At 57.1% G+C, this 13,654-nt stretch carries 12 protein-coding genes and 3 pseudogenes; 5 read left to right on the top strand and 10 right to left on the bottom strand.

The window, feature by feature from the left end:
- On the top strand, positions 1-1,329 hold the full coding sequence (locus tag ACYZT9_RS11475; protein ID WP_462009875.1) for a TolC family outer membrane protein: 1,329 nt from the start codon (positions 1-3) through the stop codon (positions 1,327-1,329).
- 444 nt (positions 1,330-1,773) lie between these two features.
- Positions 1,774-2,045 (top strand): annotated as a pseudogene (locus ACYZT9_RS11470) (hypothetical protein).
- 152 nt (positions 2,046-2,197) lie between these two features.
- Here ACYZT9_RS11470 and ACYZT9_RS11465 read toward each other — a convergent pair.
- The 5 genes from ACYZT9_RS11465 to ACYZT9_RS11445 all read right to left on the bottom strand — a co-directional run bounded on the left by ACYZT9_RS11465 (position 2,198) and on the right by ACYZT9_RS11445 (position 6,886).
- On the bottom strand, positions 2,198-3,124 hold the full coding sequence (locus ACYZT9_RS11465) for a Gfo/Idh/MocA family protein (protein WP_462009874.1): 927 nt from the start codon (positions 3,122-3,124) through the stop codon (positions 2,198-2,200).
- A gap of 123 nt (positions 3,125-3,247) precedes the next feature.
- Positions 3,248-4,438 (bottom strand): MFS transporter, encoded by a 1,191-nt coding sequence (locus ACYZT9_RS11460; protein ID WP_462010202.1) that lies wholly within the window; start codon positions 4,436-4,438, stop codon positions 3,248-3,250.
- Positions 4,439-4,500: 62 nt separating this feature from the next.
- Positions 4,501-4,899: a YfeK family protein gene (locus ACYZT9_RS11455; protein WP_462009873.1), complete on the bottom strand. Its 399-nt coding sequence runs from the start codon at positions 4,897-4,899 to the stop codon at positions 4,501-4,503.
- 146 nt (positions 4,900-5,045) lie between these two features.
- Complete coding sequence (locus ACYZT9_RS11450) at positions 5,046-5,657, bottom strand: LysE family translocator (RefSeq protein WP_462009872.1); 612 nt, start codon at positions 5,655-5,657, stop codon at positions 5,046-5,048.
- Between the two features lie 137 nt (positions 5,658-5,794).
- Positions 5,795-6,886 carry a DUF3616 domain-containing protein gene (locus ACYZT9_RS11445; RefSeq protein WP_462009871.1) on the bottom strand — a complete coding sequence of 364 codons (1,092 nt, stop codon included), beginning with the start codon at positions 6,884-6,886 and terminating at the stop codon, positions 5,795-5,797.
- A gap of 379 nt (positions 6,887-7,265) precedes the next feature.
- Between ACYZT9_RS11445 and ACYZT9_RS11440 the strand changes: the two genes are divergently transcribed.
- A complete protein-coding gene (locus tag ACYZT9_RS11440) occupies positions 7,266-7,556 on the top strand; it encodes a hypothetical protein (RefSeq protein WP_462009870.1) in 291 nt (96 codons plus the stop codon).
- 250 nt (positions 7,557-7,806) lie between these two features.
- On the opposite strand, the pseudogene ACYZT9_RS11435 reads toward ACYZT9_RS11440, so the two are convergent.
- The 5 genes and pseudogenes from ACYZT9_RS11435 to ACYZT9_RS11415 all read right to left on the bottom strand — a co-directional run bounded on the left by ACYZT9_RS11435 (position 7,807) and on the right by ACYZT9_RS11415 (position 11,369).
- Positions 7,807-8,504, bottom strand: a pseudogene (locus ACYZT9_RS11435) (ion channel).
- A gap of 411 nt (positions 8,505-8,915) precedes the next feature.
- Positions 8,916-9,209, bottom strand: a pseudogene (locus ACYZT9_RS11430) (SDR family NAD(P)-dependent oxidoreductase); the annotation flags it as partial.
- A gap of 11 nt (positions 9,210-9,220) precedes the next feature.
- Entirely contained in the window at positions 9,221-10,198 is a 978-nt protein-coding gene (locus tag ACYZT9_RS11425) for a saccharopine dehydrogenase family protein (protein ID WP_462009869.1), read from the bottom strand.
- On the bottom strand, positions 10,195-10,596 hold the full coding sequence (locus ACYZT9_RS11420; protein ID WP_462009868.1) for a VOC family protein: 402 nt from the start codon (positions 10,594-10,596) through the stop codon (positions 10,195-10,197). Before ACYZT9_RS11420 ends, ACYZT9_RS11425 begins: the two co-directional genes overlap by 4 nt.
- A gap of 29 nt (positions 10,597-10,625) precedes the next feature.
- Positions 10,626-11,369 carry an SDR family NAD(P)-dependent oxidoreductase gene (locus ACYZT9_RS11415; RefSeq protein WP_310658858.1) on the bottom strand — a complete coding sequence of 248 codons (744 nt, stop codon included), beginning with the start codon at positions 11,367-11,369 and terminating at the stop codon, positions 10,626-10,628.
- A gap of 138 nt (positions 11,370-11,507) precedes the next feature.
- On the opposite strand from ACYZT9_RS11415, the gene ACYZT9_RS11410 reads away from it, so the two are divergent.
- Positions 11,508-12,401: an AraC family transcriptional regulator gene (locus ACYZT9_RS11410; protein ID WP_462009867.1), complete on the top strand. Its 894-nt coding sequence runs from the start codon at positions 11,508-11,510 to the stop codon at positions 12,399-12,401.
- A gap of 662 nt (positions 12,402-13,063) precedes the next feature.
- Positions 13,064-13,579 carry an Hcp family type VI secretion system effector gene (locus ACYZT9_RS11405; RefSeq protein WP_054051032.1) on the top strand — a complete coding sequence of 172 codons (516 nt, stop codon included), beginning with the start codon at positions 13,064-13,066 and terminating at the stop codon, positions 13,577-13,579.
- Positions 13,580-13,654: the final 75 nt, after the last annotated feature.

Raw genomic sequence — 13,654 nt, 5'->3', positions numbered from 1 at the left:
ATGGACCGTCATTGCCTGTTTTTCTGCCTGCTAGCGTTGTCCCTCCCGGCCAGCGCCATGGACCTCAAACAAGCCTGGGATCTGTTGCAGTACCAGGGCCCTATCTACCGAGCCGCCGTGCATGAAAAAGAGGCCGGACTGGAAAACCGCGCCATCGGCCAGGCCGGCCTGCTACCGCAGATCAGTGCCTCGGCCTACGACAACAAGGTCAATGGCAACCAGCGCCAGAGCGGCGTTGAAAGGGATCTCGACTACGACTCCAAAGGCGCTAACGTGCGCTTGCGCCAGCCGCTGTTCAACAAACAGAAAATGGCCGAGTACCGCCAGGGTAAACAGCGTGCCGACTACAGCGTCGCGGTGTTCGATGCCAAGAGCCAGGACGCCGCGGTGCGCCTCGCCGAAAGCTATTTCGACGTGCTTTTGGCCAGCGAAACCATCGTCCTCGCCAAGTCCAAACTGAGCGCCTTCGATGAACAACTTGCCTCGGCGAAACGGCGCATGGAGCTGGGGGCTGGCACCATCACCGACATCGACGAGTCGGTCGCTCGCCGCGACCTCGCCGAAGCCGAGCTGATCGAAGCGCAGGACAACCTGATCAATGCGCGCCGCAAGCTTGAGGAATACATCGGAGAAACCCCCGAATCGCTGACCACCTTGCGTCCGACCTTCGATACGCCACCGCTGCTACCGAGCAATCTGCAGGACTGGTTGATCAAGGCTCAGACCGATAGCCCGCTGATCCACGCGCGCCGACATAGCAGCAACCTCGCTGAAGAAGAAGTGAAGCGCGCCAGGGCTGGCCACTGGCCGACACTGGATTTCGTTGCGGGCTACACCGCGGGCGAAAGCCAATCAATCTCCGAGCTCAATCAACGCAACCGCTACGGCTCAATCGGACTGGAAGTCAATTTCCCGCTGTACAACGGTGGCGGTACCAGCGCGCTGACACGCCAGGCCAGCGCCAATAGTTTCAAGGCCCTGGACGAACTCGACGCCACGCGACAGGAAGTCATCTCTGGAACCACCCGCGAGTATGCCGGCGTACAGAGCGGCGCCAAACGCATTCACGCGCTGGAGCGAGCCGTGGAGTCCAACGAACGCTCACTGACTTCGACACGCAAGGGCTTCATGGAAGGCGGCACCAGCACCAACTCGGACGTCCTCAATGCCGAGGAACTGCTCTTCGTTGCGCGCCATGATCTGTTCGAGGCCAAGCTGCGCTACTTGATGTCACGCCTGCGCCTGGCCTCGTCGGTGGGCAGTCTGGGCGACGATGATATCAACCACATCAACGACTACCTCGGTCCGGAACTGCTGGTCACGAACTGAGCTGGCGCGCAGGTGAACAGCATCATTGCGCGTTTTGGTAATGCCCCCTGTAGGAGCCGGCTTGCTGGCGATGGCGGCCTGATAGCCGGAGGGCGCTGCCCGGTCCAGCTTGGGCATTAGGCTCCTAGGACCACCATAAAAGTTCCTACACAAACCTCGGAATCCCTCACCTTGCCCGCCGTTCCGATGAAGCTTATAGTCCGCCCCGTCGCCCAAAATGGCGATTCGGGTTTGGCGACCTGACTACAGAGAATGCGAGGGCTCTACGCTTTATTGCAGGGGTCGTCGCACCCGCAAAGCCGCTGATATGGCGGCTGTGCGCGGGAGACCTTCGGGTCTGCCGGTGTTCTCTGTGCCGGTTCGCCAACCTGCGCACAGCTGCCACCCAATCGTTTGGCGACGACTGAGTGACGGCCTTTGAGCCTATCAAACAGAGATCTTCAAATGACTAGATACATGCCCCTCACCGGAATCGACCTGATTCCGGCTTCCCTGCTCATCGACACAGAGGCGCCGCTAGACGTCCTGCAAGCAGCCGCTGACTACCGAGTTCGCACGGTCACCCAGGTATTGGAAAACATCGCATTCCGGGCCGAGCTCGGTTGCGACACGGTAGTGCTCAAGGACTTTTCGCAGCTGTTAGCCATCCCCTGCGCGACGGCTGTGACTTGATGGATGTGATTGGTCGGCGCTTGCGGGCGCAGGCGAAGGAGTAAAAGAAAACGGGCACCTTAATCGGCGCCCGTTCTTCTGCAGTTACGGTCTGTGATTTATTTTCGAATAAAACAGATCTGCCCTTTTTCTTCGTTATCTTTATGCAACCCCACTTCACTCACAAGACGCGCCTCTGCCCTTTCCTGACCGACCGCTAATCGTAAAACGGCGCAACCAACACCCGACTGCCGACAAAAAAACTGTCGGCCACCAGGCGCAGCGGCTGGAGATCCATGTCACTGGCCTTGTCGTCAATCAGCTGTTGAAAATGTCGATACACCGCCGCGTATTCACCCTCCTCCGATACGGTTTGGCGCACGCCGTCGATACTCAACAGTGCGCCACCGTTGTCCAGTCGCAGGATGCCTTCGGTGCAGCGAATCTCGATGCTCCAGAGTTCGTCCTGACCGTGGTCGAAATCGAACTCCGCGCGGACATCAAGGTGGTGCGCGTCAGACATTTTAATGGACGCGGCGATCGGCGACTGGCAGTTGCCGGGGACTCGCAGTTCGGCAGACTCGACAAACAGCGGCAACGGCAGCAGACGGGTTGCAATCGACAAAGCATTGATGCCGGGATCGAAGACGCCAAGGCCTCCGGGTTGCCAGATCCATGCCTGGCCGGGATGCCACTTGCGCACATCTTCCTTCCAGTCGATCTGTACGCGTTGCAGGGTGCGAGTGGCGAGCCAGGCACGGGCGGCTTCGATGCCGGGCGCGTGGCGTGAATGCCAGGCGAACAGACCGCTGACGCCTTGCTCACCGGCCTGATTCACCAATGCCATCGCTTCGCCCAACGTGGCGCACGGCGGCTTTTCGACCAGCACGTGCTTGCCTGCGACCAGCGCTTGTTGCACCAGAGCGAATCGACCTTGCGGCGGTGTGCAAAACGCAATCGCATCCACCTGAGGGCCATTTTCGAGCAGCTCACTCAGTGACTGAAAGTTTTCTACCCCGGCGCAAGGTTGCCCTTGCGTCGCGACAGCTACCAACTGGAATGCAGGGTTGGCGTTGATCGCTGGAACGTGTTGATCCTGGGCAATCTTGCCGTAGCCCACCAGACCGAGACGGATCGGTTGCATCAATGACTCCTGGTTTTGTTCTTGTCCTGGAAAGTGAACTGGCGTGATGACGTTTGACATCGGGTGGCGCCTCACTCAGTGAGCTGTTCGGTCAGAGCTCTTTATTTCGCTTTTTGGTTGCGCTTACTGCTTCTTGAACAAGAGTAACAACAGAGCTGTTGTGGCAAGCAGTGCCCCCGTGAGGAAAGTGCTGTCTGACCCAATGCTTTGCCAAAGCCAGCCCGCAAGAACGCTGGCGATCAGCATGCATATACCACTGACAAGATTGAAAGTGCCGAAGGCCGTGCCCTTGAGTTCTGTGGGAGCTTTATCAGCGACCAGCGAGGCCAGAATGCCTTGGCTAAATCCCATATGAAGCCCCCACAAGGCAACGCCCAGCATCATCGTAATGATAGAACTGGATTGAGCGAGCACCAGATCGGCCAGAACGAGTATCCCCATCCCTACGCAGAGCAATTTCGTGCGAGGGATGCGATCAGATAGCCAGCCAGCAGGATAAGCAGACAGCGCATAAAAAAGTGCCATTACCACCATCACCAGTGGAGTCCAGGTGATCGACAGGCCTATCTGTTGTGCTCGTAATAGCAGAAACGCCTCGCTGAAACGAGCAAGCGTAAACACCCCTCCAATGATGACGATCCACCAATACCCCGAGGAAAATTCGTGAAGGACTTTCCAATGAATGGGAGATCGAAACTTGTGTTCGCTGGCGGGGTGTGTGGGCTCTTTCACTCCCGTGACAATGAGAGCCACAGCCACTGCTGCCGGGATCACTGCAAACCACAGGACAAGCTGTATTTCTGCGAGCCATAACATAAGCAATATGGCCAGAGCAGGGCCAAGCACAGCCCCTACGGTATCCATCGACTGCCGCAGCCCAAAGCAGGCGCCACGGATTTGCGGTGGCGACACATCGGCGACCAGAGCATCTCGTGGCGCCCCTCGAATGCCTTTGCCAATGCGGTCCAGCAACCGTGCTGTAACGACCACCTCCACCGAATGAGCTAAAGGAAACAGTGGTTTGCTCAGCGCGGCCAAACCATATCCAAGCAACAACAATCCTTTGCGCCGCCCAATAAAGTCGCTGATAGCGCCAGAAAATATCTTGACGAGCATGGCGGTCGACTCGGCAATACCCTCGATCACTCCGACGACCAATGCACTCGCACCCAATGTAGTGACCAAAAATACAGGAAGTAAACTGTGTACCAGCTCGGACGATAGATCCATGAATAGACTGACAAAGCCAAGAGCCCAGATCGTGCGCGGAATACGAAACGGCTTGGCTTTGGTGTTTGAACATTCGCTACTCATCGTTTCATCCGTACTCATCGGCGCCGAACGCCCTCCAGAGCGTTATTCGACTTGAGACAAACTCAATGAAGCTGCCGTTGTCGCTGTAGTTCCCTCTTCAGCCAAATGCTTGCCGGTTGCACGCCCTCCGGACATCGCACTTCATAGGCGCGGCCACTCATACTACTTTTGGTGGCAGCTAGATTAATGAAGTCTTCTGCGCTGCCCACCATGTTCCTGCCTTCGAGATAATTCAGCTTCTCTTCCAGATGCACCCGAGCCCGGGGACCCGGGAACTCGCTCCCGTTACGGACAAACAGACACGCACTGTGCTCGACAAAGTCCAGCAAGCCCTTTATCTCTAGAGAGACTTGAGGTGTGGTTTGAGCCTGCGCATCGGTAACGACTGCGATAAGGCTGACACCCGCTGCAATGAGCAATTGACTGATGGGCCGAGCCGCCGCCCCTATCCACATCCGCATGATTCATCCTCGTCAGAACGCCCATGTATTTCATTGAATTGAGAGTTTTTTCAGTTTCCTCATTGAAGATCAGATCGGGTGGCGTAGCCAATCAACGGCGAACAGTAAAGGCTTTGCAGTCTTGCAAAGGCCTGCCGCCGAGGATATCAGCGCGAAACAGCCATCCAACCGGCACAACACGTCATTACGCCAGCTGACGTTCTATTCAGACGCTTCATTGCCTTCGGTGACTGGATGGCGCGTTTGATTCGCGATGCGGTAACGAGGTAAGCCAATTGAACGGTGAGATCGATCCCGATGCCGAGTGCGGTGATGTAGATGACTTCTGACCAGGACAGAGCTGTCAGATCAAATGCATGGGGCAACACCGCGCCGAAAAACACGACAGCTTTTGGATTACTCAGAGTCAGCACGGCTCCGGCAAGAAGTCCTCGGCCTACCGAGCGCTTTGGAGGTGCCTGCATTTGTTCGGTGTTCTTCGACCATAAGCTCAAGGCGATGAACAGGATAAAGGCAACGCCGAGCCATTTCACCGCGATGAAAACAGGCTCAAACTGTAGGGCCAATGCTGCAAGACCGAGGGTGGCGACCAGCAGCCAGGCAGCATTGCCCAGAACCATGCCGGCAATGAAGGGTATCGTAGACCGTGCGCCGCGCGACACGACTTGCCCTAGTAGCGCTCCCTGAGCGGGTCCGGGGATTGCTGCTGCAATCGCGAATGGCACGACAAAAAACCAGATCGACGAAGTAGCGCTCACGTGCGAAGCCTCCATGTTGTCTTGGTACGCAAAGCGGAATATTCGCACTGGACGAGCAGGGAAAACAATACAGTGACCCTGGAAAAGGCACCGGCAAGGCGCTGACCTACAGGCCACGATGACGTCGAGGTGCGTGGCTAATTCAGGATGAACAGGTCCCCTTCCACATCCGCATCGCCGTGTTTACGACTCTCCGCCGCAGAGTCGTAGACGATCAGCAGAACCTCCCCAGGCTGCTCGCCCGATTGGAACAGACACATGCCCTCAGCGTGATCGTTGCCTTGCCCGAAAGGCACCTCCAGCACCTTCTCCAATTGATCGGTAAAGACCACGCTTTCCTCGTCGGACGCGAAGCCGCCGCGCCAGCGGAAGACCGTTACCGGACCGTCCTGCTCCATGGTGGGGCCCGCCAGGATCAGCAGATCGTCACCGTGGGCGCACAGGTCACGCAAGCCCAGGCCATTGAGCGCGAAGAAGTGCTTGCGGTAACGGCGCCCATCCGGACCGATCTTCTTCAGCACCAGCGTGTCAGTCGAGGCGTCGTACAGCTCAGGTTCAATCTCCAGTAACACAGCCCAGCCCCGAAGGACTGGTCCACGCAGCCCCAGCAGTAGGCGCGGGCCGATGACCGCCAACCCTTCGATATCAAAGCCGTTGTCCTTACCCGGGATACGCAGGAAGTCGCGTAGCTGAGGATCTTCAGCAATGGCCGAAGTCAGGTCGTTACCGACTTCGTTGCCCCGTAGCTGCGCCGCAGTACGTCCATCGGCGTCCACCTTCCTGGCGAGTGCATAGCCGTCGTTCTGCTGTACCACAGGGATACGGGCCAGCAGAAAGCGATTGCCGTCCGCCTCTACCGTCGACAGGCGCTTGATATTTTTCTGTGCAGGAGTGCCGGCCTCGGCCTTCTTTCGCTTCAGACTATGGGAGCCCACCACCCAGAGGTAACCACTGTCATGGACATAGGCCAACCCCTCGATATCAATCTCGGCGTCTTGTTTCGGTAGGGGCAAATCCAGATACTCCAGGAGCTGAAACGATTGGTGCTCATCGCACCTTACGACATCGCCGGGCGCAGCATCCTGGATTTTCAGGCGTTCCAGGCTCGTGGTTTCGTCGTTGGCCACCCAAAGTGTGTCGTCAATCTGCTCAGCGACCGAAAGGCCATCGCGCAACGACGCAAACGCCGGATCAAATCTCAACAGCGCAAAATTGCTTCGGTCGCTCACGAGCGGTCTCCCGTCTTTATGGCGCGGCGCGCCAATCATTCAGAACCAGATCTTGCGCGTTATCTTCGCTCCGTCCTTGCGCTCGTCCAAGTCGACTGTTCCGCCGTTGAGCGCTTCGGCCTGGTCGCTCATAAACGCCAGCAATGCGACCATTAAACCCCGCCTTGAAGCTCCAGCGAAGATTACGCGACAACTATGATGCTGCACGAGGCTGATCACTGCATCATAGATCAATGGCCAAAAGCAGCCGCTGGTCGTTGCATTTCGCTTGTCACCGGCGTTTGACTAAGCTGAAAAATTAGTACGAACTGAAACCCAACTGATGGCGGCTATGGATCCGGATGGGTATCAAGACGGTAACTCGCAAAGGAGACGGACTATGTACGCGGTCATAAGAACCTACTCAGGTCCTGGCGCAAAGCAGCTTTTCGAGCTTTTAGAAGAGCGCAAAACCGACGTCGAAGCTACCCTGCGGACAGTGCCTGCCCTCGTAAGCTACACACTGCTGAATACGGGTGATGGTGGTACGTCGGTGACGGTTTGCACGGACAAGGCCGGCAGCGATGCGAGCTTGAAAGTCGCACGTGACTGGATTCAGAAAAATGCACCAAACATCCACGCGAACCCGCCGATCGTAACGGAAGGTTCGGTCATTGTGCAGATCAAATAGCGCGCCCTTCCCATCGACTCACGACACTATTGCTGTCGCAGTTTTTTATGTTTGCCTCGCAGAGAGGTGATCGTCCGCAAACCATCAGATTGGGGTTTATTGCGGTGAAAGCGAACGACGGCTCTGCAACCTTTCAGCGTGTCTGATCAGGCAGCAATCGGCCATTACATTAGCAGTCGGTCGAAGGTGTCTACTAAATCAGGGAAGACTTAATCACTAATGCCCGTAGCTGCCTCAGGCAAATCGAGAGTCATCCAGTCTGATTCGACGGATAAAACCGGCAAGCCGTGCTATCACAACACCAACGTAAAAAACGCCTGAAAATTCTTCGACCATCACAAGTGAGCGGGCGTGGTTGGTCAATGGGATAACATCGCCATAACCGGTGGTCGTGAGCGTCGTGAGGCTAAAATAGATCAGTTTAAAGAAAGTGCCGGGCTGTCCGAAGTCGAGGTGGCCAGGGCCGAATGAGCCAGCGGCGGATATCTCGACCAGGGCATAGACGAAGGACCAAACAAAGGCCAGCATGATGTAACCCGCAAGCGCGCCATGCAGCTTGTCGGCGGTAATTGGCCCGCGCTTGAGAATATAGCGAAGCACTCCGCTAAACGAGACTGCAAGAGAAACCGCATAAGATATCCCGGCAAGTTCAAGAATCGCGATACTCCCAGCCCACAACGCCGCCCATTGAAGGCCAACCCCTAGCAACGCCACGCCCAGTTTGAGGATAAACCCCCGCCGAGTCTGCCTGGTGGCAAAAGCGCCCACGAGCAGCACGATTGAAAACAGAATGCCAAGCAACGTGCGGGCTAATATTCCTTCCTCAAGAAAGGGAAATAGGAGGATCAATCCTAGTAAGAGCAGCAATAGATAGGTGCAAGGCCCTCGCCCTATTACCATCTGAGCTAAGTCCTCTTCGGATTCGGCTTTATTTTGCGGATTGGCCATACCAGTTTCCTGAGACTGAAATAATGCTCGAAACCTCACGTTGCACCGTTGGAATCTGACCTGGCTTCAGAAGAGTCGGCAGTGAAATTTTAGTCGCGAATATGGATTCAGCCTGACAGAAAGCTATGGGGCAATTTCGTTCGGTTGTGACAGGCAGAAAGCGGCCAAAAGCGGTCCTCCGCATTATTTAGGGAAATTGGCAGCGCATCTACCAAATTGGGCGTATGACGGAGCGAACGCCCCACACCAATGGCAGCTACCGCGCTCCATCAAGCGGGGGCTGGAGAAGGAGTGAAAGTGCAGTATGAGGTGGTGTGTGAATCTGCTGCGACCGAGGCTTGCGTCATTATCTGAAACCTGGAGCCCTACAGGCGCACGTCACCGTGCGCCGACAGCATTAATCAATGGTGCTTAGTAACCAACGCCTCGTATGCCACCCGAAGCCCGAATGGATTCGCCTGTTACCCAATGCGAGTCCTCGGACGCCAGGAAGACGGCCAGCGGTGCAATGTCTTCTGGTTCGCCGAATCGGCCTAGCGGCGTGCCCGCTATAAGTTTTTCGCCAAACTCACCGGCGAAGTTGCCATCAGTCGCTGGGGTGTTGGTGTGGCCGGCCAAGATCGAGTTGACCCTGATACCGCGCGGCCCAAGCTCTCTGGCCAAGGCGAACGTCAACGTATCGACCGCGCCCTTGGTGGCAGAGGTGTTGTCGCGCCCTAAAAATCTGTGATTGTCGTCCCTGAAATCGTTTCGGCGAATCCGACGCCAAACACCCGCGCAGGCGTTTCAAAGCCTGATCGTCGCTCACCGCCCAGCACCCGGCGTGCAGCCTCCACAGCGGCCAACGGTGTGTAGGTGTAGCCGTTGACGGTCTCGATCACTGAGCGCGCACTTGTGCCGTCAGCGCCAATGACTTCAGCCACGGCTCGGGCGCGGTGGGCGTCACGCTGCTCCGCGCTTGGGCCATCGGGAAGTTGTGAGAGATCGCCTTCAGGAAAGGCATCGCCGGTGATGTGCACGAACATGGAAATGTTGGGAATGCCGGTGGAGTGCCAGCCGGTGACCAGGTCACCGAAAGACAGTGGCGCGCACAGTGCCGGGCCGTCGCCAAAATCGAAGTGCTGCGGCTTCGTATCCGGGGTGGCGACCAGCAGTCCGTCCACTCGTGCCAAAAGGCCCGCGCCAATGATCTCGCTGACACTCAACGCTGATCCCCGTGACATGGAGCCTGCGACCTGTAGCGCTACCTTCAGGGCCTGCGGATCTTGCACACGGCGAGCGACATGCATCGACAGGCAGTCTGTCGGCACCACGTCCCAGCCGACTCCGGGCAGCAGCATGACACCCGCCTCGGTAGCCTGAGCGCCAAGCCGTTCTGCCAGCCGATAGACATTGATCTCGGCCGTTATGTCCAGATAGTCGACCCCGGCCTTGATACAGGCCTGCATCAAGGCGTCCGCCGTCTGAGCAAAAGGCCCTGCGAAATTCAGCAGCGCGCCGATGCCATGCAGGGATTCGGCTGCTTGGGCATCAGGGGTGAACACTCGATAAGGCACGCCCAGTTGCGCAGCGAGTGACTCCAGCCTTTCTCCATTGCGACCAGAGATCACAATGTCCAGCCCCAGCGCTTTGGCATGCTCGGCAGCCATGCGACCGGTATAGCCGGTCGCCCCGTAGATCATTAATTGATTCATTGGGCGTGCTGCCAGTTTTTGTAGACGAATTCGAGGCTGTAACCGTCCGGGTCAAGGACATTGGCGGCGTAATAATTCGGGTCGTAATACAGACGTGCGCCAGGTGCACCGTTGCCTACAGCGCCATTCTCCATAGCCGCCGCGTAAGCTGCGTTGACCTCGGCCTTGCTGTTCGCCACGAAGCCAACATGAACCGCCCGCCCCTCCACAACACCCTCGCGCAACCAGAAAAACACCCGCCCATTGGCACCGAAGCCCTTGAGGTCCGGGTGGCCTGGCGGACCGTCCTTGCCGTCGTAATCAAGCCTGCCGGTAATGCCAAGCGGGGTCAGTGTCGCCGTGTAGAAACGGATGGAACGATCAACGTCGCTTACCGAGATAAAAATATGATCAAGCATTGCGATTGCCTCGCTTTTCAGATGCTGATTTAGATGAAATACCCGCCCGCGACTTCGATAGTCTGGGCATTGATCCAGCTTCCTTCTTCGGACAGCAGCATGGCGATAACGCGAGCTACGTCCTCCGGCTCGCCCACCCGGCCAAGGGCGGTTTGCGATGCGAGTAAAGCTTCGAATTCGTCATTCAAGCCGCCACCGAGTTCGGTGCGGATCGCCCCCGGCGAGACGGAGTTGGCACGGATGCGCCGAGAGCCGAACTCCTTGGCCATGTAACGAGTCAACACGTCGAGTCCGCCCTTGAAAGCCGCATAAGGCGCGACGCCTGCCGTGGCCACTCGGGTCGTGGCGCTGGTCAGGTTGACGATGCTGGCGCCCTCTTCCATCAGCGGCAGCAAGGCTTGAGTCAGGAAAAACGGGCCTTTGAGGTGAACGTTCAACAAGCCGTCAAACTGCGCCTCGGTGACCGATTCCAGGGGATGGAACAAGCCATGGCCCGCGTTGTTCACCAGACCGCCGAGCGTTGCCACACCCCAGGTTGTCTGTAAGGTGAGCACCACCGTTTCTCGGAAGTGCTCGAAGCTGCTCACATCAGCAACGTCCAGTTCAAGCGCCACGGCCTTGCCGCCCGATGTCTGGATACGCTGGACAACAGCGGTTGCCGAATCAGCATGGCTTTTGTAGGTGAGGATGACCCCCATGCCGCGTCGAGCACAATGTTCGGCCGTGCTGGCGCCGATGCCCCGGCTGCCACCGGTGATGACGATAACGCTCATGCGCTGCTCCAATGTCACTGAGATGAGTCACCACAGTAACCATCGCCTTCGCAACGAGCGCAGCCGTTCCTACTCGAATCCTGCCTGTTTCTGCTTTTTGCTTGCCTGGGCGTATCAGCCTGGGTTCAGATGTTCCCCATGACAAACCAACTGAATGAACTTCGCTCGCTGGCTTCCCGTGCCGAAAACCGCCGCACGGAGACGGGCATCCCACGTGTAGCCATGGTCCAGGGCGAAATCCCTGAACACCTGCTGGCCGCCGTTTACGACCCGATGATCAACCTGATCCTGCAAGGCAGTAAATCAATGACCATCGGCGACCGCACGCTTCGCTATGACCCGGCGACTTATTTCGTCATGTCCATCGAGTTACCTGCGGTCGGTCAAGTACACCCTGCCTCTTCCGGCGAGCGTTACCTGGCGGTCAGCCTGACACTCGACCCGACGGTCCTGGCGACTCTACTGTCCGACCTGCCAAAGCCCATCGGGCAATACGACAAGGATGCAGGCTTTTCGGTAGCCGCCGTGACGCCCGACTTGATGGATGCCTGGGTGCGCATGCTTCGATTGATGACCCGGCCTGAAGAAATTGCGGCCCTGGCGCCTGTATACGAACGGGAGATTTTGTACCGTGTTTTACAAGGCCCACACGGCTGGATGCTGCGGGACATCGCGGCACCCGATAGCGCCATGGCTCGGGTCAGCTTGGCCATTCAGTACATTCGCCGGGAGTTTGCCGAGTCCATCCGGGTGGAGACACTGGCACAACGCGCTGCGATGAGCGTGTCAGCCTTTCACCGTCACTTCAAAGCCGTCACCGCGCTTAGCCCGTTGCAATATCAAAAAAGGGTTCGACTACTTCAGGCTCGTACGTTGCTGGTGGCCAACGCCAAAAGTGTTACTAACGCGGCCTTTGAGGTCGGCTATGAAAGCGCTACCCAGTTCAGCCGCGATTACGCACGGGTATTTGGCTTACCGCCGGCACGAGATGCCGCGAGGATACTTGGGGAAACCCGAGGCGAGAGAAGATAGGAAAAAAATGACTATTAACCCCGTCATGTATTGAGTCGGCTTGGCAGTCGGTCTTTGTCAGGATCAAGCTATAGGGCCAAGAGATCATTGTTTTGATGGAGCGATAGCTGCTCCTTGACGAGAGACAGCAATTGGCCAAAAGCGGACGGTCAGCCCTTTTTTTTAGGGCGTGGTTAAGTTTCCAGCCAGAAACGAATATCAGCTATCAGTTGCTTACAACTACTGGCACTTTTTCGGGAGACGCACTTGGTGTTGCAATGCCATTATGCGCAAGAAGTTGCGCACTTACTCGGGAAAAACAGCTACCGACTTTGCTCAATTCGTCGAGCAGATCGGCTTCAGCCTTCTGAGTGATGGCGTATGGCCTTGTTGCGCAAGAAGTTGCGCACTAATTTTTCAAAAACAGCCTCCAATATCGCTAAGCGCCAAGCCCGCCGTGGCCTCCAGCCGAGTGTGCAAGAAGTTGCGCAGTACTGCGCAACTTCTTGCGCACCTTCGGAGGTGATTTCCCTCCAAGCGCACCCAAGCGATTGAAAAACCTCGGCCATCCCCCCGGTTTACTTGGCCCTCAACTTTTCTGGCACGGACCTTGATAACAGTCAGGCACCCACCGGGCGATATCGCCTCCCGGGCACCCTAAATTTTTAGCAAGGAGCACATCCATGGCTACACCAGCGTACATGTCCGTCACTGGCGAAAAACAAGGTCTGATCACTGCCGGCGCCTTCACCGCCGACTCGGTTGGCAATACCTACCAGGAAGGTCACGAAGACCAGGTCATGGTTCAGGCGTTCAGCCACGACGTGATCATCCCGCGTGACCCGCAGTCCGGCCAGCCAACCGGTCAGCGCGTGCACAAGCCAGTCGTGATCACCAAGGTCTACGACAAGGCTTCGCCACTGCTGCAAGCGGCGCTGACTTCCGGCGAGCGCATGAGCGAAATCGTTATCCAGTGGTACCGCACTTCGGCTCAAGGGACCCAAGAGCACTACTACACCACCAAACTGGAAGACGCGATCATCGTCGCCATCAACAACAAAATGCACAACTGCCAGGACCCGTCGAACTCGCACTTCACGCACCTGGAAGAAGTGCAATTCACCTACCGCAAAATCACCTGGACCCACGAAGTATCCGGTACTTCGGGTTCCGATGACTGGCGTCAGCCAGTCGCTTAATCGCGGCTGACCGCTTCACGCATCGGCCAGCTCTGCTGGTCGATGTTGTTTACGCCTTTCCAGAATTTTGCGTCT

It is taken from the genome of Pseudomonas sp. ZT5P21 (assembly GCF_054897785.1).
Note: the sequence above shows the minus strand (reverse complement) of the source record. Positions and strands in the feature narration are given on the sequence as shown.

Coding starts and splice junctions, on each gene's coding strand:
- ACYZT9_RS11475 (WP_462009875.1), top strand. CDS start 1: ATGGACCGTCATTGCCTGTTTTTCTGCCTGCTAGCGTTGTCCCTCCCG.
- ACYZT9_RS11465 (WP_462009874.1), bottom strand. CDS start 3,124: ATGCAACCGATCCGTCTCGGTCTGGTGGGCTACGGCAAGATTGCCCAG.
- ACYZT9_RS11460 (WP_462010202.1), bottom strand. CDS start 4,438: ATGAGTAGCGAATGTTCAAACACCAAAGCCAAGCCGTTTCGTATTCCG.
- ACYZT9_RS11455 (WP_462009873.1), bottom strand. CDS start 4,899: ATGCGGATGTGGATAGGGGCGGCGGCTCGGCCCATCAGTCAATTGCTC.
- ACYZT9_RS11440 (WP_462009870.1), top strand. CDS start 7,266: ATGTACGCGGTCATAAGAACCTACTCAGGTCCTGGCGCAAAGCAGCTT.
- ACYZT9_RS11425 (WP_462009869.1), bottom strand. CDS start 10,198: ATGAATCAATTAATGATCTACGGGGCGACCGGCTATACCGGTCGCATG.
- ACYZT9_RS11420 (WP_462009868.1), bottom strand. CDS start 10,596: ATGCTTGATCATATTTTTATCTCGGTAAGCGACGTTGATCGTTCCATC.
- ACYZT9_RS11415 (WP_310658858.1), bottom strand. CDS start 11,369: ATGAGCGTTATCGTCATCACCGGTGGCAGCCGGGGCATCGGCGCCAGC.
- ACYZT9_RS11410 (WP_462009867.1), top strand. CDS start 11,508: ATGACAAACCAACTGAATGAACTTCGCTCGCTGGCTTCCCGTGCCGAA.
- ACYZT9_RS11405 (WP_054051032.1), top strand. CDS start 13,064: ATGGCTACACCAGCGTACATGTCCGTCACTGGCGAAAAACAAGGTCTG.